Annotated in this window: 23 protein-coding genes; 2 read left to right on the top strand and 21 right to left on the bottom strand. The window is 63.1% G+C overall.

Annotation, left to right across the window (positions count from 1 at the left end; all coding sequences use genetic code 11):
* Positions 1 to 26: 26 nt before the first annotated feature.
* The 4 genes from NH8B_RS05520 to NH8B_RS05505 form a co-directional block, all read right to left on the bottom strand.
* Entirely contained in the window at positions 27 to 533 is a 507-nt protein-coding gene (locus tag NH8B_RS05520) for a gluconokinase (protein WP_014086398.1), read from the bottom strand.
* Between the two features lie 194 nt (positions 534 to 727).
* On the bottom strand, positions 728 to 1747 hold the full coding sequence (locus tag NH8B_RS05515; RefSeq protein WP_014086397.1) for a LacI family DNA-binding transcriptional regulator: 1020 nt from the start codon (positions 1745 to 1747) through the stop codon (positions 728 to 730).
* Positions 1748 to 1949: 202 nt separating this feature from the next.
* Positions 1950 to 3017, bottom strand: a complete 1068-nt coding sequence (gene alr / locus NH8B_RS05510) for an alanine racemase (protein ID WP_014086396.1) — start codon at positions 3015 to 3017, stop codon at positions 1950 to 1952.
* 7 nt (positions 3018 to 3024) lie between these two features.
* Positions 3025 to 4329 (bottom strand): D-amino acid dehydrogenase, encoded by a 1305-nt coding sequence (locus tag NH8B_RS05505; RefSeq protein ID WP_014086395.1) that lies wholly within the window; start codon positions 4327 to 4329, stop codon positions 3025 to 3027.
* Positions 4330 to 4466: 137 nt separating this feature from the next.
* Here NH8B_RS05505 and NH8B_RS05500 point away from each other — a divergent pair, with 137 nt between their 5' ends.
* Both NH8B_RS05500 and NH8B_RS05495 read left to right on the top strand, forming a co-directional pair.
* Complete coding sequence (locus NH8B_RS05500) at positions 4467 to 4955, top strand: winged helix-turn-helix transcriptional regulator (RefSeq protein ID WP_008955307.1); 489 nt, start codon at positions 4467 to 4469, stop codon at positions 4953 to 4955.
* Between the two features lie 267 nt (positions 4956 to 5222).
* Positions 5223 to 6422 (top strand): ammonium transporter, encoded by a 1200-nt coding sequence (locus NH8B_RS05495; protein ID WP_041702850.1) that lies wholly within the window; start codon positions 5223 to 5225, stop codon positions 6420 to 6422.
* A gap of 101 nt (positions 6423 to 6523) precedes the next feature.
* Here NH8B_RS05495 and tssA read toward each other — a convergent pair whose 3' ends face one another.
* From tssA to tssJ, 17 genes are all read right to left on the bottom strand, one after another.
* Positions 6524 to 7621 carry a type VI secretion system protein TssA gene (gene tssA / locus NH8B_RS05490; RefSeq protein WP_014086393.1) on the bottom strand — a complete coding sequence of 366 codons (1098 nt, stop codon included), beginning with the start codon at positions 7619 to 7621 and terminating at the stop codon, positions 6524 to 6526.
* A 43-nt stretch (positions 7622 to 7664) separates the two neighbouring features.
* A complete protein-coding gene (locus NH8B_RS05485) occupies positions 7665 to 7928 on the bottom strand; it encodes a PAAR domain-containing protein (protein WP_014086392.1) in 264 nt (87 codons plus the stop codon).
* Entirely contained in the window at positions 7925 to 9349 is a 1425-nt protein-coding gene (locus NH8B_RS05480) for a hypothetical protein (protein ID WP_014086391.1), read from the bottom strand. Before NH8B_RS05480 ends, NH8B_RS05485 begins: the two co-directional genes overlap by 4 nt.
* Before the next feature lie 10 nt (positions 9350 to 9359).
* The gene (gene tssH, locus NH8B_RS05475; RefSeq protein WP_014086390.1) at positions 9360 to 11987 is read right to left on the bottom strand and encodes a type VI secretion system ATPase TssH; all 2628 of its coding nucleotides are present in this window, start codon (positions 11985 to 11987) and stop codon (positions 9360 to 9362) included.
* Between the two features lie 62 nt (positions 11988 to 12049).
* Positions 12050 to 13066, bottom strand: a complete 1017-nt coding sequence (gene tssG / locus NH8B_RS05470; RefSeq protein ID WP_014086389.1) for a type VI secretion system baseplate subunit TssG — start codon at positions 13064 to 13066, stop codon at positions 12050 to 12052.
* A complete protein-coding gene (gene tssF / locus NH8B_RS05465; RefSeq protein WP_014086388.1) occupies positions 13030 to 14886 on the bottom strand; it encodes a type VI secretion system baseplate subunit TssF in 1857 nt (618 codons plus the stop codon). The genes tssG and tssF overlap by 37 nt, the downstream gene beginning before the upstream one ends.
* A gap of 19 nt (positions 14887 to 14905) precedes the next feature.
* Positions 14906 to 16897, bottom strand: coding sequence for a T6SS phospholipase effector Tle1-like catalytic domain-containing protein (locus NH8B_RS05460; protein WP_083844242.1), 1992 nt, complete (start codon positions 16895 to 16897; stop codon positions 14906 to 14908).
* The gene (locus NH8B_RS05455; RefSeq protein WP_158453615.1) at positions 16894 to 17580 is read right to left on the bottom strand and encodes a DUF3304 domain-containing protein; all 687 of its coding nucleotides are present in this window, start codon (positions 17578 to 17580) and stop codon (positions 16894 to 16896) included. Before NH8B_RS05455 ends, NH8B_RS05460 begins: the two co-directional genes overlap by 4 nt.
* Positions 17581 to 17717: 137 nt before the next feature.
* Positions 17718 to 18125: a hypothetical protein gene (locus tag NH8B_RS20800; protein WP_014086385.1), complete on the bottom strand. Its 408-nt coding sequence runs from the start codon at positions 18123 to 18125 to the stop codon at positions 17718 to 17720.
* Between the two features lie 78 nt (positions 18126 to 18203).
* Complete coding sequence (locus NH8B_RS05445) at positions 18204 to 18761, bottom strand: DUF3304 domain-containing protein (RefSeq protein ID WP_014086384.1); 558 nt, start codon at positions 18759 to 18761, stop codon at positions 18204 to 18206.
* Positions 18758 to 19201, bottom strand: coding sequence for a hypothetical protein (locus NH8B_RS05440; protein ID WP_014086383.1), 444 nt, complete (start codon positions 19199 to 19201; stop codon positions 18758 to 18760). Before NH8B_RS05440 ends, NH8B_RS05445 begins: the two co-directional genes overlap by 4 nt.
* A gap of 20 nt (positions 19202 to 19221) precedes the next feature.
* Positions 19222 to 19983 (bottom strand): DUF4123 domain-containing protein, encoded by a 762-nt coding sequence (locus tag NH8B_RS05435; RefSeq protein WP_014086382.1) that lies wholly within the window; start codon positions 19981 to 19983, stop codon positions 19222 to 19224.
* The gene (locus tag NH8B_RS05430) at positions 19980 to 22682 is read right to left on the bottom strand and encodes a type VI secretion system Vgr family protein (protein WP_014086381.1); all 2703 of its coding nucleotides are present in this window, start codon (positions 22680 to 22682) and stop codon (positions 19980 to 19982) included. Before NH8B_RS05430 ends, NH8B_RS05435 begins: the two co-directional genes overlap by 4 nt.
* A 17-nt stretch (positions 22683 to 22699) precedes the next feature.
* Positions 22700 to 23185 carry a type VI secretion system baseplate subunit TssE gene (gene tssE / locus NH8B_RS05425; protein ID WP_008955321.1) on the bottom strand — a complete coding sequence of 162 codons (486 nt, stop codon included), beginning with the start codon at positions 23183 to 23185 and terminating at the stop codon, positions 22700 to 22702.
* Between the two features lie 3 nt (positions 23186 to 23188).
* Positions 23189 to 23893 carry a type IVB secretion system protein IcmH/DotU gene (gene icmH / locus NH8B_RS05420; protein WP_014086380.1) on the bottom strand — a complete coding sequence of 235 codons (705 nt, stop codon included), beginning with the start codon at positions 23891 to 23893 and terminating at the stop codon, positions 23189 to 23191.
* A 7-nt stretch (positions 23894 to 23900) separates the two neighbouring features.
* On the bottom strand, positions 23901 to 25247 hold the full coding sequence (gene tssK / locus NH8B_RS05415; protein WP_014086379.1) for a type VI secretion system baseplate subunit TssK: 1347 nt from the start codon (positions 25245 to 25247) through the stop codon (positions 23901 to 23903).
* Between the two features lie 77 nt (positions 25248 to 25324).
* Complete coding sequence (tssJ, locus tag NH8B_RS05410; RefSeq protein ID WP_014086378.1) at positions 25325 to 25861, bottom strand: type VI secretion system lipoprotein TssJ; 537 nt, start codon at positions 25859 to 25861, stop codon at positions 25325 to 25327.
* Positions 25862 to 26026 lie beyond the last annotated feature (165 nt).

The following is a 26026-nucleotide window of genomic DNA, read 5'->3' as shown; positions in this document are numbered from 1 at the left end:
CCGTGTAGTTATGACGTGTTTGGGTGCTACTTGCTGTGCAACTGCTCGAGCACGCGATCACGCAAGCTGGCGAGCGGTTGCTGAATGTCACAGACGATGGCCTGCTCGTCCGGCTGCAGCGCCTCCAGGTCGCGGAACTGGCTGTCGATCAGGCTCTGCGGCATGAAATGGGCGGAGCGAGCGGCCATGCGCTCGGCGATCAGGTTGCGCGAGCCGCTCAGGTGGACGAACAGCAGCCCGGGGTCGCCCTCGCGCAAGGCGTCGCGGTAGCGGCGTTTGAGCGCCGAGCACGCCAGCACCATGCGCTCTCCCCCTGCCCGTCCGCTGGCTAGCCGTGCCGCCAGCACGCCGAGCCAGCTGGCGCGGTCGGCATCGGTGAGCGGGATGCCGGCGGACATGCGGGCAATGTTCTCGGCGGGGTGAAAGGCGTCGCCTTCGATGAAAGTGGCGCCGAGGGTTTCGGACAGAGCCTCGCCGAGACTGCTCTTGCCGCAACCGGCAACCCCCATGACCACGATGTTCGGCATTTTCATGTTAGCGCTAACATTTCAGGTTGAGAAAAAACGCCTGCAGTGTGCGCGGGCGTTGGCTGTTTTTCGGATGTTAGCGCTAACAAATCGAAGCAGGCAAGAATTTGCTTCATGCCGCAGACCGAGTGCGAGCGGGTGTTGCAAAACTGCCCACGCTGGTCTGGGCAGCCGGTACGACTGGGAACGGTTGTCGGCTGCTACGAGCTGGCCCGTGGCATGACGGTGAAACCCAGGTCATGGCAGGTCACGGCATCGGCCTCGCCGGCGATGCTCGCCAGCAACAGCCTGGCCGCTTCGGTGCCGATGCGGTAGCGCGGCGTGGCCACTGTGGTGAGCGGCGGCGTCACCCAGCCAGCGGGTTGCAGGTCGTTGAAGCCGGCGATCGCCATGCGCTGCGGCACCGCCAAGCCGAGCCGCTGGCAGGCGGCGAGCGCGCCGATGGCGAGGTCGTCGTTGCAGCAGAACACGGCGTCGCAATCGGGATGGGCCTGCAGCAACCGTGTCAGCGCATCGGCCCCCATCTGCATCGTGGACGGCGCCGGGTCGAGATCTTCCAGTGCCGCGTCGTAGCGGCCGGCAGCGCGCAGCGCCTTGCGGTAGCCGTCCAGGCGCTTGAGCACGCGCTCGTCGAGCTGCGCCCCCATGAAGGCGATGCGCCGGCGCCCGCGCTCCAGCAGGTGGCGGGTGATCGCTTCGCCCGCGTCTTCCTGGGAAAAGCCGACGCAGCGGCGACCGTCGGTGGTGAGGTCCATCATGTACACCGCCGGAATCCCCTGCCGCTCCAGGGTCTGGGCGAATTCCGGCGGCTGCGACAAACCAGTCACCAGCACCCCGTCCGGCTGGTGCTCGAGGTAGGCGCGCAGCAGCTGCATCTCTTCGCCCGCGCTGTAGTGGGTATTGCCGATCAGCATCTGGTAGCCGGCGGGGCGCAGCACGTCCTCGATGCCGGCCAGGGTGTCGATGAAGACCGTGTTGGTCAGCGAGGGGATTAACACCAGCACGGTCTGCGAGCGCGCCGAGGCGAGCGCGCGTGCCGAGCGGTTGGGCACGTAGCCCAGCCGGTCGACGGCTTCCAGTATCTTGCTGCGGAGGGTATCGGAGACGCGCTCCGGCGAGTACAGCGCGCGCGATACGGTGATCGCGCTGACGCCGACGGCCAGCCCGACATCGTGCATGGTGACGCCGCTTCCGGAGCGCAGGCGCGGTTTTCTAGACATGGTTGAACGGCTTGATTCGGTGAACGGGAGGCGGCGCGGCCGCCTTGCCGTGGCAGTGTATCAAACCACACTGCCGCGCCCTATGCCTTTTGGCTGCGGCCCGCCCCGGCGGCGCCTGCCGCTTCACGGATCACTTCGGGAAGAATCAAAAAAAAACCCGGCCAAATGACCGGGTTAAGCAGAGTGCACACGACTTTACAATTCAGCAATACACGAAATGGGCGCGCTTGACGTTGCAGAGCAGCTCGTAGGCGATGGTGCCGGCCTGAGCCGCCACCTCGTTGACGTTGACGCTGTCACCCCACAGTTCGACCTCGCTGCCGATGCCGGCAGCGGGCAAGTCGGTCAGATCGACGGTGATCATGTCCATCGACACGCGGCCGATGATGCGCGAGCGCACGCCGTCGATCGCCACCGGGCTGCCGGTGGAGGCCAGCCGCGGGTAGCCGTCGGCGTAGCCGCAGGCGATCAGGCCGACGCGGCTCGGACGCTCGGTGACAAAGGTGGCGCCATAGCCCACCGGCTCGCCGGCAGCGAGCTCGCGCACACCGAACACCCGGCTGGTGAGACGCATCACCGGCTTGAGCGCGGCATCCTGCGCGTAGCCGGCCGGCAGCGGGGTGGCACCGTACAGCATGATGCCGGGACGGCCCCAGTCGCGCCGGGTGCGCTCGTGCACCATGATGGCGGCGGAGTTGGCCACGCTGACCTCGCCCGGCAGACCGGCGCAGGCGGCATCGAAGGTTTCCATTTGCTGCGCGGTGGCAGACAGCGCCGGTTCGTCGGCGCGGGCGAAGTGGGTCATCTTGACGATGCCGTCCACCTTGCCGCTTTCGGCCAACCTTTGGTAGGCGGCCGCGTAGTCCTGCGGGAAGAAACCGGCACGATGCATGCCGGAGTCCATTTTCAGCCACACCCGGTAGGGCTTGGCGGGTTGGCTGGCGAGCAGCATGTCGAGCTGCTGCTGGCTCTGCACCACCAGCCACAGGCCATGCTGCTCCACCTCGCGCAATTCGGCCGCCTCGAACACCCCTTCCAGCAGCAGGATGGGCAGGGTCAGGCCGGCTTCGCGCAATTGCAGCGCCTCTTCCAGGCAGGCCACGGCGTAGCCGTCGGCGATGTCGGCCACGGCCTGGGCGCAGCGTACCGCGCCGTGGCCGTAGGCGTTGGCCTTGACCACGGCCAGCGCGCGGCCGCCGTGCTGGCGGCGCGCCAGTTCATAGTTGTGACGGAAGTGCTCGAGTCGGATCGAGGCAATCAACGGACGCATGCGAACCTCAGTGGCTGGTGACGATACGGGCGGTCGGTACCACCAGCTTTTCGCCGCCTTTGGCGTAACGCTGCATGGACAGGCCGTCGACGCTGATTTCCGGCTTCACGCCGATGATCAGGTCGGCCAGTACCTTGCCGGAACCGGCGCTCATGGTCCAGCCCAGGGTGCCGTGGCCGGTGTTGAGCGAGAGGTTGGCGAAGCGGCTGCCGCCGATGATCGGCGTGCCGTCCGGCGTCATCGGGCGCAGGCCGGTCCAGAATTCGGCCGCCGGGATGTTGCCGCCTTCGGGGAACAGATCGCCCACCACCATTTCCAGCGTTTCGCGGCGGCGCGGATTCAGGCTCAGATCGTAGCCGGACAGTTCGGCCATGCCGCCGACACGGATGCGGTTGTCGAAGCGGGTGATCGCCACCTTGTAGGTTTCGTCCATCACGGTGGACACCGGGGCGGCGCTGGCGTTGGTGATCGGCACCGTCAGCGAGTACCCCTTGACCGGGTAGACCGGGATGTCGATGTCCAGCGTCTTCAACAGATCGCGCGAGTAGCTGCCGAGCGCCACCACGTAGTGGTCGGCACGGTGTTCCACGCCGTTGGCGCGCACGCCGGTGATCTTCTTGCCGTCGTGCTGAATGGCGTCGATGGTCTGACCGAACAGGAACTTCACGCCCTTGGCGCGCGCCAGTTCGGCCAGACGGGAGGTGAACAGCTGGCAGTCGCCGGTTTCATCGTTGGGCAGCTGCAAGCCGCCAACGATCTTTTCCTTGACCCGCCCCAGCGCCGGCTCGGCCTTGACGCAGCCCTCGCGGTCGAGCACGTTGAACGGCACGCCGGTTTCCTTCAGCACGGCGATGTCCTTGGCCATGCCGTCGAGCTGGTACTGGGTGCGGAACACCTGCAGCGTGCCCATTTCTCGGCCTTCGTAGGCCAGACCGGTCTCGGCGCGCAGTTCCTTGATCTTGTCGCGGCTATACTCGGCGAGGCGCACCATGCGCGATTTGTTGGTGGCGTAGGCGGCTTCGGTGCAGTTGGCAAGCATTTTGCTCATCCACTGCCACTGGTACAGGCTGCCGTCCGGCTTGAAGGCCAGCGGGGCGTGACGCTGGAACAGCCACTTGATGGCTTTCTGCGGAATGCCCGGTGCGGCCCACGGGGCGGAATAACCCGGAGAAATCTGGCCTGCGTTGCCGAAGCTGGTTTCCAGTGCGACGCCGTCCTGGCGCTCGATCACGGTCACATCGCAGCCAGCCTTGGCCAGATACCATGCAGTGGAAACACCCAGGACACCACCGCCCAGCACGATAACCTTCATGTTCTCTACACTCCCGACGTAGGGTTTGAACGTTTAGTGATTTCCGGTAGTATATTTACTTTAAGGCAGTTTTATTTACTGTTTTTTTACAAAAAAACAAATAAATTCAACAAAATATAGACAATACACAGGAAATTATGAGAGACAAACAAGTAGTGGAGCGCCCGCTCGACAAGATCGACTTGAGGATACTGAAATACCTGCAAAACAACGGCCGCATGTCGATGACCGAACTGGCCGACAAGGTCGGCCTGTCGACCACGCCCTGTACCGAACGGGTACGCAAACTGGAGCGTGACGGCATAATTGAAGGTTACTACGCGCGCCTGAATCCGCAAGCGATGAACTCCTCGCTGCTGGTATTCGTCGAGATCAAGCTGGCCGCCAAGTCCGGCGACATCTTCGACTCCTTCCGCCGCGAGGTGCAGAAGCTGCCGGAGGTGATGGAGTGCCACCTGGTGTCCGGCGAGTACGATTACCTGCTCAAGGCGCGCATCTCGGACATGTCGATGTACCGCAAACTGCTGGGCGACATCCTGCTCAAGCTGCCACACGCCAACGAGTCGCGCAGCTACGTGGTGATGGAAGAGGTCAAGGAAACGCTGGCGCTGCCCATCCCCGACTGACCTGACCGCCATGGCATCGGTGAAACGATGCTGGCGCACCAAAACAGAACGCACCAAATGAAGTCACGTGCACCATGACGTGATCTCATTTGGTGCGATTTGACTTGAGTCGCCGCGAAATTCTCTCGTCGCGACGCCTCCCTATCCCCTCCCATCGTCCCGATACGCCAATCCGGTGCAGGCATGCCCCGTCATGCATCACGTGCACCATGAATTGGCACTGCTTTTGCTACAAGGCGAAGCACAAGAATATCTTTGGGACCGTTCATGACTCACTCCTCGACTTCCGACGTGCTGTTCCTGCTGCTGGGGGCGGTGATGATCCTGGCCATGCACGCCGGCTTCGCCTTCCTCGAACTGGGCACGGTGCGCAAGAAAAACCAGGTCAACGCGCTGGTGAAGATCCTCACCGACTTCGCCGTCTCCGCCATCGCCTACTTCTTCATCGGCTACGGCGTGGCCTACGGCGTGCACTTCTTCCAGCCCGCCAGCGCGCTCAACGCCGAAAGCGGTTACGGCCTGGTGAAGTTCTTCTTCCTGCTCACCTTCGCCGCCGCCATCCCAGCCATCGTCTCCGGCGGCATCGCCGAGCGCGCCAAGTTCCATCCGCAATCGGCCGCGACCTTCCTGCTGGTGGGCTTCGTCTACCCGTTCTTCGAGGGCATCGCCTGGAACAATCACTACGGCGTGCAGGACTGGCTGACGCACGCCTTCGGCCAACCTTTCCATGACTTCGCCGGCTCGGTGGTGGTGCACGCCGTGGGCGGCTGGATCGGGCTCGCCGCCGTGCTGAACCTGGGCGCACGCCGCGGCCGCTACAGCAAGGAAGGCCGCATCGCCGCGCACCCGCCGTCCAGCATCCCGTTCCTGGCGCTGGGCGCCTGGATCCTGATCGTCGGCTGGTTCGGCTTCAACGTGATGAGCGCGCAGAAGCTGGAAGGCATCTCCGGGCTGGTGGCGATCAACTCGCTGATGGCCATGGTGGGCGGCACGCTGACCGCGATGTGGCTCGGCAAGAACGACCCCGGCTTCATCCACAACGGCCCCTTGGCCGGGCTGGTGGCGGTGTGCGCCGGTTCCGACCTGATGCACCCGGCCGGCGCCCTGGTGGTAGGCGCCATCGCTGGCGCGCTGTTCGTCCAGCTCTTCACGCTGACGCAGAACCGCTGGAAGATCGACGACGTGCTGGGCGTATGGCCGCTGCACGGCCTGTGCGGCGCCTGGGGCGGCATCGCCGCCGGCCTGTTCGGCCAACCCTGGCTGGGCGGCGCCGGCCACGTCAGCCTGCTGTCGCAGCTGATCGGCACGCTCGGCGGCATCGCCGTCGGCTTCGGCGGCGGCTACCTGGTGTACGGCCTGCTCAAGCGCAGCGTCGGCATCCGCCTGAGCGAGGAAGAAGAGTTCAACGGCGCCGATTTGTCCATCCACCAGATCACCGCCACGCCGGAGCGCGAGAGCAACTGGTAGGTGCGGCCCGGCAACGTTCCGGCAAAGACAAGAGCAACACCAGCGAAAAGCCCACCTGAAGGTGGGCTTTTTGCCAATCGTGACACCGCCGTCCTGGCCGTTCAGCTGTGGTTGATATCCAGCAGCTCCTGCAACTGGCGCAGTGTCGAGTCATCCTTCACCACATGCTGCAGCCATTCTTCCAGGCTCATTTCCGCCCAGCGTGCAGCACGCTCGGCCAGCAACGCCACCGGGCTGTGCGGTTCGTTGTGACGAAAGTAACGGGCGACCTCGGCCAACATCTGTACCGCCTGCTGGCGGCTACTGACTTGGCCGTCGAAAGTGGGCGCCGGTGCCGTCACTGCTGGAGTTGTCGGAATGGCAGAAGGCATGGCGGTGTTCTCCGGCAGCGCGGTATGGGAAGGTGGCGCGCTGGGTGTAGCGACCACCGCAGCGCCGCCCAGTTGCTGGCGGTAACGCAGCACCAGCTCCTGGCAGGCGTAAATGGCGTTGCGCACCTCGGCAAGGCTCGGCGCTTCATCGCCGAAACGCTCATCGAGTCGCTTGTCCAATGCCTCGTAGGCACTCAGCGACGCCAACAGCAGCTCGGCCTGGCTGGCGAACCAGGCATGACCCGACAAGGCAGCCCCCTTATCGAAGTCCTCGCCGGCAAGCTTTCCCTCGGCCAACGCCGCCAGTTTCGCCTCCGGATCTTTCAGGGCCAGATTATCCACCTCGCGGGACTGCCTCCACTGCTGCCAGCTGTAACCGCCATGCTCGGGCTTGACGAGTGGGCTACTGCGGATAGCCACGCCGAGTTGCAGGTTGAGCCACTCCAGCTTGCCTACCCGCTCATCCAGATCATGCGGGTCGAACTCCGGGTAGCCGCTCTCCCAGTAATGCTCCAGCCAGTCGGCCAAGGCGGCCAGCCCCTGCGCCAGGCTGGCCAGGCCATGTACCTGCACTTGGGCTTCGGCATACCAAACCAGCAGCTGCAAATCCTTGCTGCGCAGGCTCAGGGCCTCCTCGCACAGGCGGATCACCTTGGGCCATTCGGCCACTTTCAAAGCCTGCTCCCAGTCGCCTTGGGACAGCAACGGATCATCGCTGCGCCGGGCCTCGCGGATCTGGTCGAACAAGGGGGAATAAGCCAGGTCTTCCCCGGCGGGATGACCGCCCGGCAAGGGGGCCAGCAAAAGCGCAACAGAAGGGTTCTGCATCGTTGTGGTGATATCTCGGAAAGAAAAAGGAAAACGGAACGGACTAGCCCTTGCCCAACTCCGGCAGGGTGGCGATCAGCGTGGCGCCGCAGCTGACCTTGTGGCCTTCCAGCGCCACCGGCTTGCCGCCGACCAGCCAGCTACTGTCGCCCTCCACGATGGTGCAGTTGCTGTGCCCCTGCTGCGGGCAGGTGACCTGATCGCCCAGCAAGGCCACCGGCTTGCCGAACAGCACCGTGCTGGAGGCGGCGCTCACCACCGTGCCGCCGTGGCTGGTCGGGTCCCCCAGGCGAATGACGCGTTTCATGCGAGGTTTTCCTGTACTGCCGGCCGGGCCAGCGCCAGCGCGGCGTGATCGTGGTGAAACTGGGTGATGATGGCCGGTGCCTGCAGCCGGGCGCTATGCGTCACCGCCAGTGCCGCCAGCATGGCGGGCGCGGCGGCCCCGACATCGCCCCAGTCACGCACCAGGTTACTGGCGTCATCGATGGGGTGCAGGCCCACCTGGTAACGGGTGAGACTGCTGGAGATGGCGGCCAGGCGCGTGCCGCCCACCTCGACATCGCCGCAGTTGTGCACCAGCCAGGCCACACTGTCAGCCTGGTTGCGCTGCGGGTCGGCCTCCTCGGCGCTGAACGGATAGTCCAGCAGCGCGGCATTCACCAGTGCATTGTCCAGCAAGGGCTGCAGTTGGCGTGTCAGCTGCAAGGTGCCCTGTCGCTGCACCTCGCCGCTGCTGGACTGGGCCAGGCTGGCCAGGTACGGCAAGGCCGCCAGCGCCGCCCGGGTGTGTTCCGGCACTCGCCCCCAACCGGCGGGGGACGACACGCCCTCGCGCTCCCAATACGGCAGATAAGGGTCGCGCCCGGCTTCTAGTGCACTGTCCGTCGAAACGGCAAGCCCGTCGCGCAAGAACAGCAACAGCACCACGGCGCCCCCCGGGCGGCCCAGTTGCAGCCATTGGGCTCGCGTCGCGGCATCCGGCTCCTCCTCATCCGGCCAGGCCGGTGGCGCGTCAGCGGCCAGCACCACCGCCCCCGGCAACTCCGGGTCTTGCGCCAGGAACTGCATCACGCGGTCGGCCACGGTGCCGCTGCCGGGCAGGAAACGGCAATCGCTGGTGGGCAGGGGCCCCTCCCCCTGGGCAGTCAGCCACGCCACCTCCTGGCATTGCCTGACGCGGCCGACCTGTTCGATCCCAGACACCCGCGGCAACACCTCCAACAGCAGCGGCAGCGAGGCGGCCCCCGGCAGCTCGGCGTACAAGGCCTGCAAGCTCTCTTCCAGCCACGGCATCAGGCCGTCCAGCACCTCGTCACCAGGCTCCCACTCGTCGCGCGTCCGCACCATCCACTGGCAGGCGGGTGGCAACTCGTCCAGCCAGGCCGGCTCCTCTCTCTGCACGACAGCCTGCACCGACAACCAGCGGCAGCTCACCATCTGTTGCCGTTCGCGCAGCACGGCCAGATGCGTCTCCCGGGCTTCGTCACGCCGGGCCTGCTGCGCCGCGGCCTCCGACTCGGCTTGCGCCTGGGCGGCGGCCTGCTCGCGTTTTTCCTGATGCAATCGCCAGGCATACCCCAAGGCGGTGAGCAGCAAGGGCGGCAACAGGTGCGCCAGCAACATGACGGTGGGGCTGATCTGCTGCCACTCCACTGGAATCAGCAGCCACAACGCCCCCCACCACAGCAGGAAGATCAGGGCCAGTACGGCCAGCAGTTTCAGCATCTTGCCCCCCCTAGCTGACGCGAACCTTGAGCTGCTCGCCCTTGAGCGCCACAGCAATCTTCTTCACCGGTTTGCCGCTGGCCATGCGGGCGAGCAGGTCGCTCGAAATCTGTGCCAGCAACGTGCGTGTGAGGATGGCGTCGGCGTTGCGCGCACCGCTGTCCACGTCCAGGCAACGCGCCGCCATGATGCCTGCCAGCTCATCCGGAAACTCCACCTTGGCACCGTGGTTGTCCGCGATGCGCTGGCGGATTTTGTCCAGCTTCAGACCCACGATGGCGTGCAACACCTCGTCGCCGATCGGGAAGTACGGCACGATGGCCAAGCGTCCCAAGAAGGCCGGTTTGAACACCTGCTGCAGGGTGGGCCGTAGAATTTCCACCAGGTCATCCGGCGTCGGCTCGCGCGTCTCGCCTTCCACCGTCACACCGTGCTCGCAGGCACGCATCACCAACTCGGAGCCGGCGTTCGACGTCAACAGGATGATGGTGTTCTTGAAATCCACCTCGCGCCCTTCGCTGTCCTCCAGCACCCCCTTGTCGAACACCTGGAAAAACAGCTCCAGCACGTCCGGATGCGCCTTCTCCACCTCGTCCAGCAACACCACCGAATACGGCTTGCGGCGTACCGCCTCGGTCAGCACTCCACCCTCTCCATAGCCGACATAGCCCGGCGGTGAGCCCTTGAGCCCGGACACGCTGTGCGCCTCCTGGTATTCCGACATATTGATGGTGATGAGATTGCGCTCGCCGCCGTACAAGGCCTCGGCCAGCGCCAGCGCGGTCTCGGTCTTGCCGACGCCGGATGGCCCCACCAGCAGGAACACCCCCTTGGGCTTGCCCGGGTCTTCCAGGCCGGCCTTGGCAATCTGCACCCGCTCGGCGATCTGCTCGAGCGCGTGATCCTGGCCGATCACCCGTTCCCCCAACAGCCGCGCCAGCTGCTGTACCTGAGCCAGCTCGTTGCTGACCATGCGCCCCAGCGGGATACCGGTCCAGCCGGCGATCACGTCGGCGATCACACTCTCGTCGACGCACTCGAACGCCAGCGGCTGCTGCTTGTGCAGCTCACGCAAAGCCTGGCGCTTGGCCTGCAGCGGGCTGACCTTCTTGCCCTTGGCTGGCTTAACCTCCCCCTGCTGCTGTTTCAGCTCGTCAATCTCGGCCACCAGTTGCTGCTGCGCCTCCCAGGCCGTGTGCAGGCGCTCCAGGTCGGCCTGCAACTCGCCGCGCCGGGCTTCCAGCTCGGCGATACGCTCGGCATGGCCCTCCTCGCGCTGCAAGGCGGCAATCTCGCGCTCGGCATTGGCGATCAGCACCGCCACGTCCTCGATCGGTCCCGGCTTGCCGGCGCGCGACAGCGCCACGCGGGCGCAGGCGGTATCCAGCACGCTGATGGCCTTGTCCGGCAACTGGCGGCCGGTGATGTAGCGACTCGACAGATGCACGGCGGCGGCGACCGCCTCGTTGAGGATTTCCACCTGATGATGGGTGGCCATGGCGTGCGTCAGCCCGCGCACCATCTGCACCGCCACCTCCGGCGCCGGCTCCTCCACCTTCACCACCTGGAAGCGGCGCGCCAAGGCGGCGTCCTTCTCGAAATACTTCTTGTACTCGGCCCAGGTGGTGGCCGCGATGGTGCGCAGCTCGCCACGCGCCAGCGCCGGCTTGAGCAGGTTGGCCGCGTCGTTCTGACCGGCCGCGCCGCCGGCGCCGATCAGCGTGTGCGCCTCGTCGATGAACAGGATGATGGACACCGGGCTCGCCTTCACCTCGTCGATCACCTGACGCAGACGGTATTCGAACTCCCCCTTCACACTGGCACCGGCCTGCAACAGCCCCAGGTCCAGTGTGCGCAGACAGACACCGGCCAATACCGGCGGCACCTCGCCGTGCACGATCTTGCGCGCCAGCCCTTCCACCACCGCGGTCTTGCCCACGCCGGGCTCGCCGGTCAGGATGGGGTTGTTCTGTCGGCGGCGCATCAGGATGTCGATCATCTGGCGGATCTCGCCATCGCGCCCCAGCACCGGATCGATCTTGCCGGCACGCGCCTGGGCGGTCAGGTCGATGGTGTATTTGTCGAGTGCCACGCCGCTGCGGACCCTACCGGCCGGCATCTCCGCCGGCTGATCGTGCTCGGTGGCCGCCACCGGCCCGCCGCCCTCCCCGCCATGCTGGCGCAACGCGGCGTAAGCCGGTTGCAAGCGACCCGCTTCGACGCGCAGCAGGGCCGGGCAGCCGCTTTGCACCGCCGGACGCAGCGATTCATCACGCAACAGCGCCAACAGCAAATCCAGCGTGGACACACTCTCCTGACCGAACTCCGCGCTGGCCAGCAGCCAGGCTTTCTCCAGCCACTTGGGCAACCAGGCCGACAGCACCGGGTTGCGGGTATTACCAGTACGGAAGCCATCCAGAGCACCCTCCAGCCCATGTTGCAAATCGGCCAGATCGATGCCGGCTGCCGGTAAGGCGGCGCGGGCGGCATTCATGTCTTGGTCGAGCAGGGTCAACAGCACATGCTCAATCTCGATCTCGTAGTGGGTACGGGACAAGGCGCGGCTGGCGGCCTGCTCCACACTCTGCCGCGCCAGCGGCGTCAGGCGCTCGATCAGGGATTTCAGGGATACCGACATAGAGTTTCCATCAGATAAAGTGAATAAGGTCGGGTCAGGCTAGGCGCCATGCCAGGCAAGGCTCAGTGCAACAGCGCATAGCGCACGTCGTCCGGGTCGGCTGCCCGCGCCCCCAGCCAACTGCTGGCCCCCAGCCGCAATGGGGCATCTGCATCCAGCCGTGCCGGCGGCACATCGTGCTTGTCGAGCACCAGGCAGACATCCACCGCCAGTTGGTGCCCCACGGCAAACTGCATCAGCGCTTGCAAGGCGCGAGCTCCATCTCCCCCCGGCAGCAAGGCCTCGAATTGCGCACGACGCAAACACCCCAGGCGCAGTTGCAGCTTGGTCTGGCGATCCCACTGCCGCTCGCCGGCGAACAGCGACACCCCCAGTTCGCAGGACTGGCCACCCAGCTGGCTTTGCTCAGCCAACGGCACCTCCAGCCACAGCCCCGCGAACTGCTGCAACTGGGCACGGGCGCCGAACAGCCCCTCCACCAAGGTCTGCAGCGTCAGGGCCGACAGCGGCTTCTGGCTCAACAGGCCTGCGTAATAAATGAACAGCCGCTCATTCAGCAGGCCGTCCTGCGCCGCCTGCCCACGCAACCGGCTCAAACCGACCCCGGCCAGATCCAGCAGGTTGCGGCTGAAGCCATCCTGCTCGCCGGCCTCCTCGGCCAGCCAGAAGCGGTACTTGCGCCAGGCCGCGTAGAACAAGGCGATGGCGCGGTGGCTGAACAGATCGAGAAAGGAATGAAGAGTGGTGTCGCGGTATTGCTGCCGCCGCTCTAGCAAGAGCTCGGTATACGCCGTCGGCAACACCCCGCTGGGCCCGGTCAGCCCCATGAAGCTGACCGTCATCTCGGCGGGCGCCGTGCCCTCCTCCGCCGCTGGCTGGTACTGCACCAGCTCGCTGGCTGGAAACGACAGCGACGCCAGGGTGCGGAAGCGCAGTTGAGCCGGCAGCGTGCGCCGCTGGCGACGCGCGCCCTCACACAAGCCTAGGAGGCGCACCGCCTGGAAAAAGCCGAACTGGCTGGCATCCCTGGCCAGCGCCAGCTTCAGATCACGAGGGCTTCGCCGGCTCGGGCTGGCCATGCCGCCACCTCCTCGTCACGTTGCACCGTCCTGACACGCAGACGGGTAAAACTGTTGGGGGCGCAGTACAGCGCGAAGAACCGCTCCAGCAGGGAGGCGAACAGGTAGACGCTGCCGCCGACGTAGTAATCGGCATCCAGCGTCAGGGTGATCTCGGTACCGCGCACGAAACCGGAGAAATGCCGGCCGTTGACGCGCTGTACCGCCGGTTCGCTGCGGATGCCGACAATGCCCTGGATCTGCCGTACATTGGCCGCCGCATCGCCCAGGTTGTACAGCGTCAGCATTTCCTGCAGCGCCTCGCGTCCGGAATCGACGATAGACATGTAATTGAGCGACAGGTGCGAGATCAGGCGCCACTGCACCGCCCGCCCCAGCGGACTGCGCTGGCTGGCGCCGGGCTTGCGCAACAAGCGCACCCGCTTCACCACCGAATGCCCCGGCAACTGGAAATCCGTGCGCTGGGTGGCCTGGCTGCCGCCGAAGGGAATCTGCTCCGGCAGATCGCGGTTGCTGCACAGCAAGTCCAGACTCAGCACCTCGCCGGCCGGGCGTACCGCGTCGAACTGCAAATCCACCAGGTGCAACGCCATGTCGGTGCCACGGTCGCCCTGGCGCACCGATGGCTCGCGGGTGGCATGCCAGTAGAAGCGCGGCGCCTGGCCGCTGCCGTGCCGGGTGGCGTAGAACGGTGGCACTTCCTCGCTGCTGTCGCCCTCGCCGGATTTTTCCACCCGCACCACGCGGCGGATCTGCACCACCTCGTAGGCCTGCTGCTTGCGCGCGTCGGCCAGCACCGGGTAGCTGCTTTTCTGGTGCGTCACGCGGATTGGCTCGCCCGGCTGGGTAAACAGGTTGATCAGCGGCGCGCAGCCCAGCTTGAGGTGCGCCGGCTGCAGCTGGCTTTGCAGCCGGTGGTGGCGCTCACTGTCCGGGTAGTCGCGCAGCTGGATGCGCAGCAGCAGCGTGTCGCCCTGCAGCCGGGCCACCAGCGGCGCCAGGTTCAGCAGGTCGATGAACAGGAATTTGTCCGGGTAGCTGAAGTATTCCGACAGCAAACGGTAGCCCAGGAAGGAGCGCTCGTCGTACTCCAGCATGCCTTCATCCGCACCAAAGCCGACCGCCTGCAGGCTGTCTGCGGCCAACATGCGCGTACGTGCCGGGTCTTCGCTGCCATCCCCCACCTGCACCCGCAGCACGCTGGATAGCAACAGCTCGTACAGCAGGTGCATTAGCGCCGGCTCACCGTCCAGGAAAAAGCGCAGCGACTGCAAATCGATGGCATTCAGCAACACCCCGCCCTGGGTCTGCAGCTTCAGCGTCAGCACCGCCGCCGCATCCGGCGCCAGGCTGCGCAGGTAGGGAGAGCCGCTGGTCAGCTCCAGCCGGGCCTCCTGCAGCTGCAGCGGGTACAAGTCCACCGGGTAGACGCTGCGAAACTTGCAGTTCACCCCCTGGATGGCCGGCGCCAGCACCTGCTGCCCGCGCTCGATACGGTAGCGCTTGCCGATCTCCGGCCGCTGCGTATCGCATTCGAACTGCACCACGGTGGCCGCCGGCATCGGCTGCAGATAGTGCGGGTACATCACATCCAGAAAGCTGGTGGCCACCTCCGGGTAGTCGTCATCCAGCTTCTTGTGCACCCGCGCCGCCAGAAAGGCAAACGCCTCGATCAGCCGCTCGGTATGCGGGTCTTCGCACTGGTCGCCTTCCAGCTGCAAGCGGCCGGCAATCTTGGGGTAACGGCGGGCGAACTCACCCGACAGCTCGCGCAGATGGCCGAGCTCGCGTTCGTAATAGGGAAGGAGGGATTCGAGCATGGGATATCAATCTGCAAATCTAGGCTGCAACCGTACTGTCTTCACCTTGCGGTGCATTTTTGGCCAGGCGTACATCGTCTGCGCCCGCATAGACGCGCCGCAGATGCAAATACCCGCCACCGACAAAAAACCACTCCTGCCCATCTGTCGTGCTCTCGGGCACTTCTGCCCTGCCAGCCGCCTTGGTTTCCTTGTAGCGCGCCACCCACTCCTGCTCTGTCTTGCTCAGGCTGTCCGCAGGCACCTGTGACTTCCTTTCCAGATAGGTAAGCATTTCCGACTCCTCCTTGCCAGTAAGACGGAACCAGGCGTAGGAGTCATGCACCAGGTACTGGAACAGCTTGCTGGCGGCCTCCGGCAGGGCATAGGGCTTCTGGTTGTCATGCAGACAGGGCAATTCCTTTTTCAGCATCGCCCAGTTACGCAGCATGTCACCGTCCAGGGTGGGCGGGTTATAGCGGCGCATCTGATCCCGTCCTACCCGCACCATTTCTTCATTTGCCCAGCGCCGGTAATAGCCCAGATGCTCGATGAACTTGAGGTTGCCCCCCAATAAATCATTCATGTCCGCCGTACTGATGCCAGCCAGGTTGTCAATACGCGCCCGCAAGCTGTCCCGGGTCTTGCAATCAGCCCAGCTCAGCCGCCAGGCCAGATAAGGTAGATACATAGCCATCAGCTGGTTCTTGAACTCGCCGGGCTCTGCGGGCAATGTTTTCAGGTAAGCATTGAAGTGCTCAATTACCTGCGGATCGGCTTCCATCCGGTACTGGATCGCCGGATCAAGCTTTTCCGCCTTGAGCGGCACCCCGGCTAGCCGTGCCTTGCGGTACATCACCCCCAGCGGCAGGCGCGACAACATGTCAGCCCCCTTCTGGTCAACTCCCCGCCCCTGTTCTTTTGGCAAATAGCCGCCGCCCACATCGGAATGCACACCCGGGAACATAATTTCCTCGCAACCGCTCCCCAGGCTGCCGCCTACCTGGATGGAGTCCAGCGGAAACGAACGCCGTATTTCGTGCCCGGCCACCAGGTGCACACACTTCACGCCGGGTGGTACCCGCAGTGACACCTCGGCATCCGCCCAGGCCGCGTGGCCATCAAACAGCAGCGACGACGATGCCAGCCCCACCGAGGCCACCGTATCGAACAGACCAAGAAAATCGAACACCACCGGGAAGCCGGCCAGCGTGAATTCGCTAGCTCCACCTAGCAATTCGGCATCCAGCTGGCACAGTTTGCGTAGCCAGTTCAGAAAACTGCGCGCCTTGGTAGCACCACGCGAAAAACCGAATACCGACACATGAATGCGGCCAACCTTGCCCTTGGCCTTGTTGGCAGGTTCGCCCCCCTGTGGATACATAAAAGGCGGCAAAGCCTTGTGCAGTTCGCCCAGCGCCCCACGCAACACATCGTAGCTGCTCTGCTGCCCCTGCTCGATTTCCCGCTGGCTTAGCCAGCGCTCCTTCTTCAGGTGCCAGCCGGTCAGCACAAGCTTGCGGCTTATCTCCAGAATCCTCGCTTTCGGGAACAACTCTGCGCCCAGAAAATAGCGGTGGATATTGTTCAGCGCCTGCATCAACCCCCAGGCAATGCGTTCATGACCGTATTTGGCGGCGGCAGCCCCGAGCGAACTGTCATTCTTGTCACCCACCTGCTCAAACGGTGAGCCCACGCCCGGCACGTACACCTTGTAAAAGTGGGGATACTCCTGCCATGACTTGTCACCGCCAATCACCCCTGGGACTACCTGCCCCGGGTAGCAGTCGTACAGGCGCGCCACATTTGAATATCCTTCGTTGTCCTTGCACAGGTTGTAGTTATTGCGCGTGCCATCAAAGAAAAAGCCGAAAAAAAGGTTGTATGTGCAACTGGCATTAGGATTTGCTAGTGGAGGAAGCTCGCGGTTCTCAAATCTGCGTAACCCCTGCCTTTCTTCCTCATCAAAGAATTTGAAAAAATCACAAGGATTAATTGCGCCATCAACAATCGAATTGCAAAGTACAGTCATGGCTTCAGTCTTTCATACCGTTCGACTTCTCTTTGCCACCGAATAAGGTCTTCTTGAAGTTCTTTCTTCTTTGACTTCCTATACTCAGGATCATCCGCCCCTGCAAATCCTTTAATATTTTCTGGGAAATGAAATTTATCCATATCCCACATTTTTTTTATTTTATCTTGACCATAGCTTTCAAACTCAGCAACTTCACGCCTGACGGTCTCGAGATACATTTTTTTCTCTTTCATATCCCTATCCCAAATCTTCCTCCGATACTCCACCGTCGGTACCGGCCACCCTTTCACCTTGCCCGGCCACTGCGCATGTGTCGGGTCGAAACGGCTGACCACCAGCTCCACCTTGCCACCCGGCAGTAGCTGCACCCATACCGTTCCGACATCGCTACTGTCGTAACGCGGTACCGCCACCCGGTGCTTGATGATCGGAATATGCTCCTGCCCCCACTCCTTGGCCGATTTGGCATGCGTACCATCCTGCGTCTGCACCACCAGTTCCATCCCTGGCTGCCATTTCGCCGGCAGGCTCACACAACACATCTGCCCGCTGGCACCAAACGCGGTAACCCGGTCTGCAGCCATCGCTTTATCCGGTTCGGCAACCCTAGCGACCCCCACCCAATCGAATGGCCAGTCGGTGTAGTTCACCGCCGTCAGCGTAGCCCCCAGTGGCTGCACGGCGCCAAGGCTGCTGCAGCCAGCCAGTAGCACGGCACAGCACACCACTACCCACACTCGCCGTAGCAAACTTGCCCATTTACACATTGCACTTTCCTCATGTCGGCCGTGCTCTCTCACTGGCCTGCTGTTCATACCTACCTGAAGCCTTGTTGCCCCTGCGAACCCTGTTTCCCGTCGCTTGCAGCTCGAACCGCGCGCCCACGCTCGGCACATACATACACCTTGTAGAAGTGCAGATACTCCGGCCACACCTGATCGTCCGCAACGACCTTGCTTACCACCTGCCCCGGGTAGCAGTCGTACAGCCGTGCCACATTGGAGTAGCCTTCGTTCTGCTTGCACAGGTTGTAGTTATTGCGCGTGCCATCAAAGAAAAAACCGAAAAACAGGTTGAAAGTACAACTGGCAGCGAGGTTGCCAGTTGGAGGAAGCTCGCGTTTTTCCCACTCTTGTAAAATTTGATCCTCTGCAGGCGTAAAGAAATTATCTCGTTTGCACGGGTCAATAGCTGCCATATCAATCTTGTCGACGATTATGGTCATGGGCGGGGCTCCATTTTGTTTGCCTGCTGTCTAGCCCATTCAGCAGACTCTAGAAATTTTTGAGCTTCACTTGGGTCTTTACTCTGTTTTGCGGCCTCTTCGAATCGCTTCACTCGTCTCATGTATTCCCCGTGATCCCGATCCCAAATCTTCCGCCGATACTCCACCGTCGGCACTGGCCACCCTTTCACCTTGCCTGGCCACTGCGCGTGCGTCGGCGCATAGCGGCTCACCACCAGCTCCACCTTGCCCCCCCGGCAACAACTGCACCCACACCGTCCCAACATCGTCGCTCTCATAACGTGGTACCGCGACGCGATACTGGATGATCGGGATATGCTCCTTATCCCATTCTTCCGAGCTTTTCGCATGCGTACCATCCTGCGTCTGCACCACCAGCACCATTCCCGGCTGCCATTTCGCCGGCAGGCTCACACAACACATCTGCCCGCTGGCACCGAACGCGGTAGCCCGGTCTGCAGCCATTGCTTTATCCGGCTCGGCAACCCTGGCGACCCCCACCCAATCGAATGGCCAGTCGGTGTAGTTCACCGCCGTCAGCGTTGCGCCCAGTTGCTGCCCGGTGCCGAGGCTGCTGCAACCGGCCAGCAATACAAGCGGAAGAAGGCGTATCATGGCGTGGACGGTTTTTTCTCCAATTCAAGATCTACTTCGGGCATCAACAACAAATAATCGCTACGCATGGTGTGCGTGCGGCCATTTTTCAGTTCCAAAGTGCTGCCCTTGGCAATATGGATTAATGCCACCCTATCTCCAATCAATGCTTGTGACTGGATATTGCTGGAATTACCCCCCAACCAATCTCGCAAGGTTTTACCATCCGTTTCCAGCTTGACAGGCATGGTTTCGCTACTCGAAAAATCAATCTGCATGCCCATGCCTTCTTCTAACTGTATAACTGTCACCATGGTTTTTTCATTACCTTGGTCATCGTACAATTGCGGCATACGTTCATTTGGCACAAATATGTATTCACCCTGCCAACTATCGGCATATACCCCTAAAGAAACCGACATACCCAATACCAAGGCGATAATACGACAGAGCATTTTCATCCTTTCATCCCTCCTGTGAATTAACCTCCAGCCTGGATAGCATCCAGACATCGTGCCATCCGCGCTTGGCCATCCGTTACACCCAGCAGATCTGCCTGCAGCAAGGCGCCCTCTGTTGCCGGATGGCAATCAGCCAGGACCAGTGGATTGATCCGCGAATGGAAATGCAGCTGATACAGAACCTCGTCAGTTTCAGCCCCGCGTATCAATTGGCGGGTCTGGCTTGTGGACAGGGCTACTTTTTCAGCAACCTGACCGGCAAACCTGGCCATTTCAAGTGCGAGCCAGCCCTTGCCATTCCGGTTTGGTAGCAGGCAGTGCCAGGCCGGTCCGAAGAATTGCCCACGCTGTTCTTCATTCAGAATGCGGTCTAGGTCCAACAGGCGGCGAGTATCCGGATAACGAAGATTGAAAAAAGAACCATCGGCATCAACCACACACCAGGGGTACAAGCGTGCGGCCAACTGTGGCAATTCCTCCGGGCTGTGCCAAACACTAACCATGGGTAAGCCATCGCAGAACTCAAGCAACTTGCAGATTTCCAACCAGTACGATGGAAACCACTCCAACAGCAATGGAGAAGCAGCCATCAATTCCACCGGGCCATTCTGGCTTTGGGTAAACACACTTAACCAGGGCAGTCCGGTTTTGTTTAGCTTGTGGAGCAATTTCGGCTTCAGCACACCATCCAGCAGCAGATAATGGTGGCCCGCGTCACAATCTTTGGCGGAGATATTTTCTTGCAATACCTCAAGATCGAATGAATGAATCAGTTTCATCATTGCACCTTGCTGAATGCCGAACCGGCCTTGGCGCTACGCAATAAGCAATCAATGCATATTGATTTGGGAAATAGCTGATGCGCCACGTTCATTTTTGCCGGCCCGCTCCAGTCGTGGCTGCCGCCCTTGAAGCTCACCTTGCCCGGCGCGTGCAGTTCGATCTTGCCGTCCTTGATGCGGATGTAGGCACCGCCGCTGGTCAGCAGCACTTCTTTCTTGCCGTTGAACAGCTGGCTGGCGTTCAGGCTGCTGATGGTCACATCCCTATCTGCCGTCAGCTCCATCGCATCGCTTTGCGCCTGGACCTGCACCTTGCCCTTGGCGGCGATCAGTTTCAGACTCACCGCGTCCTTCACTCCGGCGACGAACAGGCTGATGTGCTGCCCCACGTTGTGCAGCCAGCGCCGGCCCGAGGTCTGTTGGGTATCGCGCTGGGCGATTTGGTCGATATTCGTCCCAGCCGCCAGGGTGAGGCTGTTGTCGGTGGTTGCGGCGAGGCCGGCCGGGGCGGACAGGACCATCAGCGGTTGTTGGCCTGCCTGTCCCGCGCCGTTGGGGGAGTTTTTGCCATCTTTATTGGTATTGGTTCCGGCTTCCCAGGCCTTCAGCGCTTGGACGTGGTGCTGCAGGTGTCCGTCGGGCTTCTTCGCTCCCTTGCCGTTGTCCGGCTGAATCGTCTCCGGCCCGATTTCAACGGTATCGGCCAGCTGTGCGGTAGCGGTCTCGCCGAGGGACTGGCTCAGGCTCAGGGCCGCATCAAGCTGGCTTTGCGCGCCGTCGCGCGCCAGTTGTTTGCCGGAGACGGAGGGCTGCGCTTCGGTGCTGAGCAGCAGGCCGTGGCCGGCGCGGATCGCGCCATGGCGGTCGGTGCGCAGTTCGAAGCCGTCGCCGCGGGGCGTGGCCTTGCCGTCGGCACGCGGGTGGACGAGGTAGCCCTGGTTGAGCTGGGTGGCGCCGTGTTCGGACGACAGTTTGGCGCGCACTTCGCCGGGGGTGTCGTCGAACAAGAGTTCGTTGTACTGGCCGCCCTGGTGCTCTTTCGACTTGATGCCGGACAGGGTCTTGTTGGCCGGCAGGTTGCCGGTGCCGCTGAAGGCGGGCGGCGGGTGGCTGCCGTTGTACAGCACGCCGGTGATGATCGGGCGGTCGATGTCGCCTTCGAGGAAGTCGACCAGCACTTCCTGGCCGATACGCGGGATGAACTGGTGGCCCCAGCCGGCGCCGGCCGCGGGCATGGCGACGCGCAGCCAGCAGCTGGAGGTGTCGTCGAGGTTGGCGCCGATCGTCGGGTGTTCGTCGGGACGCTGCCAGTGGAACTGGACCTTGATGCGGCCGTGGGCGTCGGTGTGGATCTCTTCCCCCGCAGGCCCGACCACGGTGGCGGTCTGGGCGCCGCGCGCGGTGGGCTTGGCCAGCGCGGTGCCGGCGTAGGCCGGGGTGAGCGGCAGGCCGCGGCGCTGGGCGCTGAAGGTGGTGTGGTACGGAACGTCGCTTGCCGAGGTGTCGGCCCCCGCGCCGGCGGTCGAGGTTGGCCGAAGGCTGGGCGGCAGCGCCCGTGCCAGGTCGGTCGGTAGGTTGTTGCGGGCGGTGAAGGCCTGGCGCGTGACGACGAATTCGCGCTGTTCGGGAGCGTCCCCCTCGTGCGCCGGGTGATCGTCGAGGCGGAACCACTGCCCGGCGGCGAGCCCGCGCACCGAGCCGCCACCGTCGAAGCGCTTGGCCTGCGCGTCGTGCGCCTGCTGGCGCAGCCGGGCGTAGTGGGCGAGCTGGTCGGCGTCGCCGGCGTAGTAGGGGCCGGGGACGTCGTAGTCCTGCAGGCTGCTTTGCAACCGCGTCCCATCGGAGCCCTGCTCGACGGCGCTGCTATCGCCGCTGTGGCCGGTGGCGACAGGCTGGTAGTCGAAGCTGGCCAGCGTCACGCCGCCGCTAACGATCTGGCGCGTGCCGTCCCAGCGCGTGAGGCCATCCTCTTCTTCCGTCGCATCGCTGCGGTGGAAGCGCACCCGCTCCACCCCGGCGGCCGGCGGCGAATACGGGTCGTCGAAGGCGACGAGCTGGACCTGCGGGAGAGCCCCTCGCGACGCGGCGCGACCTGGCTCGCTCGCTCTCTCTCCATGCTCAAAGCGCCAGGCCAACCCTTCCTCGTGCAGCAGGCGCACGAGGAAGTCGTAGTCGCTCTCGCGGTATTGCAGGCAGTAACTGCGGGAGGGCAGCTCGCCCGCGAGCACGAAGTCGAGACGCTGCACCGCCGCGAACACCGGGTTGGCGGCGGCGTGTTCGGCGAACACCTGGCGCACAATGTCGGGCACCGAGAGGTCCTGGAACACCCGCGAGGTACGGCGCAGGCGCAGCAGCGCGAACGGCGGTTCGACGGTAAGGGCGTACTTGGCAAAGCCGCCGTCGGCCCCCAGGCTGTCGACAGCGCTGACCACACCGCCGCGCACCTGCTCGGTCCCGTCCGCCCCGGCGAGGCCGAGCCGCACCGGCACGCCGAGCAGCGACTTCAGTTCGAGCCCGGCGTCGGGCGACAGGCACTCGACGCGGTAGCGGTAGCTGTCGGAGACCGCCTCGTCGCCGTGCACGGCGAGTGGCAGCAGCGTCTCGCCCCAGCGCGGGCCGTCGCCCAGGTGCAGGGTGAGGAGGCGCTGCTCCTGGCTGAAGGCGGCGGCGAAGCTGGCAAGCAAGGGGGAAAGATCCATGGGAAGACGACGGCTTTTCAGCCCTGAACCTTGTAAACGTTGGACGACAGTTGCAGCGTGGCGTCAAAGCTCACGGGGGGACGGTGCGGGTGTACTTTCAGTACCGCATCGACACGGAAACGCAGGTGCCGCTCCCTTTCCCTCGGCGCATCCAGATTCACCCTGACGCGGGACAAACGCGGTTCGTGGATTTCAATGGCGCGACGCAGTTGCTCACGTAACAGTTCGCGGTCGTCGGGATTCAGCAGGCTGATGCCGCTCAGGTCGGGAATGCCGAATTGCAGCATGCTGTCCCCCGCCAGGGTATGAGCCTCGAACAGTTCAGGCTGCGCCATGACGCGGGTATTGAGCAGCGCTTCGAGATCGCGCGCCAGCGCACGGCGGAACTGAGGCAGCTCGAACAGCAGGTGCTCGGTCCCATGGCTGAGATCGGGCTGGTCGTCCAGCAGACGATCCAACACCGAAGGCAGTATCTGGGTATGCCGCAGTGAGGGGGCATTCATCGCTCAGATTCCGAACAATTTGCTCAACTGACGGCCGAGCAGCCAGTGGTAAGTCCCCCAGATCGCGGCGCCAGCCAAGGCCAGCAGCGCGAAGTACAACCACAGAGGCAATTCATGGCGGACATAGGCCTGGAAACGTTGAGGAAGCTGCCAATTGGGTGCGAATTCGGCCTTGCCACCCCGTACCTGCTGGATTTCCTGCCCCAGCTTGTGGGTGAGGTAGCCGAGTTTTTCTTCGCCCTCCAGCAGATAACGTCCCTGGAAGCCCAGCAGCAGGCAGGTGTAGTACACCTCCAGTTCCTCAATGTGTCGTGCCGGCTCCAGCCGCAGTTGCTCCAGTCGGTTGAAGAAACCTTCCCCGGCCAGATGCTCGCCAAACAGACGCAGTTGCAGCGGCATGCGCTCCCACTCATCGCGCAGCGAAAAATCGGACGACAGAATGATCTCATCCAACAAGGCACAGAACGCGTATTTGGCTTGGCCGATAGCCTCCACCGACTTGCCGAAGTTGCGGGCGTTGCGTTCGTACTGGAGCAGGAACTGGTCGATACGGCGGTTGAACTCCACGCTGCTGCCCGGCGCGTTGCCGTCTTTCAGCAGAAACAGCAGGTACACGCCGTCTTCCAGCATCTCGCGCAGGCTGGGGCCGGTACTGGCCACGTTGATGGTGGACTCGTTGGCTGTTGTGGTTACGACGGCTTGACTCATGTTGGCCTCAACGGAAAACGGCGATCAGTTCCAGGGCCAGCCCGGACAAGGTTTGCGGAACGTAGATGCAGATGCTGCGCGACTGCAACATGCGGGCAAAAATGTCGCCGTGCGGCTGGAGCGAAAAGTAATGATTTCCCACCCGCACCGGCACGGCGGAAGGCGTTTGCGCCGCGTGACTCAGCGCCACCCCGCGCATCGCGGAGTTAAGAATCTTCTCGACATCATCCGGTGCGCCGATCTTGAACTTGAGCGGCACGTTGTCGATGACCTGGCTGGCCGGCTGTTCGCTCTGCACCGAAAGGTAAAAGTCGACGTTGTCCAGCAGGCGGTCGCTCTCCAGCCGGCCAATATGGAAGGACGGCTTCGGGGAATGCAGCGGGATGACGACATAGCGTGCCGAGATGACGGTTTCCAGCAACTCCCGTATCTGCAGGTCCAAAGCAGCAAACACCGCATGCAGAGCGTCATGGCGGTAGGCAGGTATGTCGACCAGCGCATAGCGGGTGGAAAACGTCTGCAGCTCGCCACAAAACTCTGCCAGCGCCATGTACAGCTCTTCCGGGTGCAGCGGGTTGCTCAGCGACAGGTGGCGCAAACGAGCAAAGTTGCGATTGACGGTATGCAGCAACCAGAAGGCGCTGATGTCGCTGGAGCCGAATTCCATCACGCTCTTGGCTCGCTCGCGCTGTGCCCCCGTCAACGCCTGGCTTTTCACCAGCAGGATATCCAGCAGGCGCCGCACCAACTGCGGCAGTTCTCCCGCCGCACCGATGGTCAGCAGCGGCGGCAGGAAATCGCCCGCCACGCCCCACTGGCCGGTGGCATCCTTCTGCAGACGGCACAGTGGAATGGCATCGTAGCCATCGCGGTTCTCTTCTTCGAACATCAGGCGCACGTCGGGCTCCAGTGTCGCCACTTCGGCCGGGAGCGCCTGGGTGTAGAGATCGGCTAGCTCCAAGCCGCCATTCTGATAACGGCTAGGCCTGCCGGCCTGCTCGCCAGTGCGGGCATTGCCGCCATAGGCCTGCAGATCGGCCAGGCAGGCATACAGCGTCGTGGCCACGCCCAGTTGCGGTAGGGTCGAGAGGTCCCGGGACAAAGGCAATGGCGAGGACTGCGGGGCCTGATAGAGCAGGCCATCGCGAAACAGGATGCCCAGGGCATCCACCCGCACCATGCCCCCCTTCAGCGCCTGTTCGTCCAGCCGCAGTTGCTGTACACCCCACGTATGACGGCACAGCAACTGCTGGCGGCTGACGGCATCTTGCTCGAGAAACAGCGTTTGCTGCTGGAAATGCTGCGGGCGCAGAAACATGCCTTCGCCCCACAACACACGTTTAGCTTGTTGCATCTTCAATCAATCCGGTGAGCCAGGCACTCTGCACTGGCCAACACATCCAAAACCAACACGCTAGGCAAACGTCTGGCCTAGCGGCAATCGACCTGCAGCGACTTGGGCTGCCCCGGCAACAGCTTTGGCGGAGGCTTGACGGCACGCAGGTAACAGTCTTCCGCCGCGAACTGCAGCCCCTTGCTGCGCACGACATCGGCGTCGTACAGCAAGCGCCAGAAATGCCGGTCCGGCTGGCGGAACAGGGCCACCAGGCCAATGTGCGAGGCCTCGGGGTTCACCACGAAACCGGACACCGTAACGCGCGTACCCGGCAGCAGCGTCATCTCGCGCATGTCGAGCAGTTCGGATGCCAGCAACTCCTTGTCCGACTTGGCAGTCGCCAGCGCCTCCATGCTCAAGCGGTTGAACGCCTGATCCGACTTCAGCTGATAGACCCGCACCACGACCGACAGAGGCTTGCCGCGACCATCGCGGTTCAGCTGCGCAGCGGCTTCGCCGGACACTTGTACTTCCTTGTTCGAAGCACACCCGGATATGAGCAATACGGCAGGCACCAGCCCCCCCAGAAACCCCCTGGCATGACGCCACAACCCGGCCTTGCAATGCTGCATCTGTCAGCTACCTCTGGAAATCATGCCAATTAGACATGATAATTGAAAAGCATTTTTTGTACAAAGTACGCATGTAATTAAATTTATTAGTATTTTTACCTATAAAAAAATAGTTAACAACATGGGCATTACACTAAGTAGACATATGAGCGGGCTATATTCAGT

This window comes from Pseudogulbenkiania sp. NH8B (genome assembly GCF_000283535.1).
Classification (GTDB): Bacteria; Pseudomonadota; Gammaproteobacteria; order Burkholderiales; family Chromobacteriaceae; genus Pseudogulbenkiania; species Pseudogulbenkiania ferrooxidans.
Note: the sequence above shows the minus strand (reverse complement) of the source record. Positions and strands in the feature narration are given on the sequence as shown.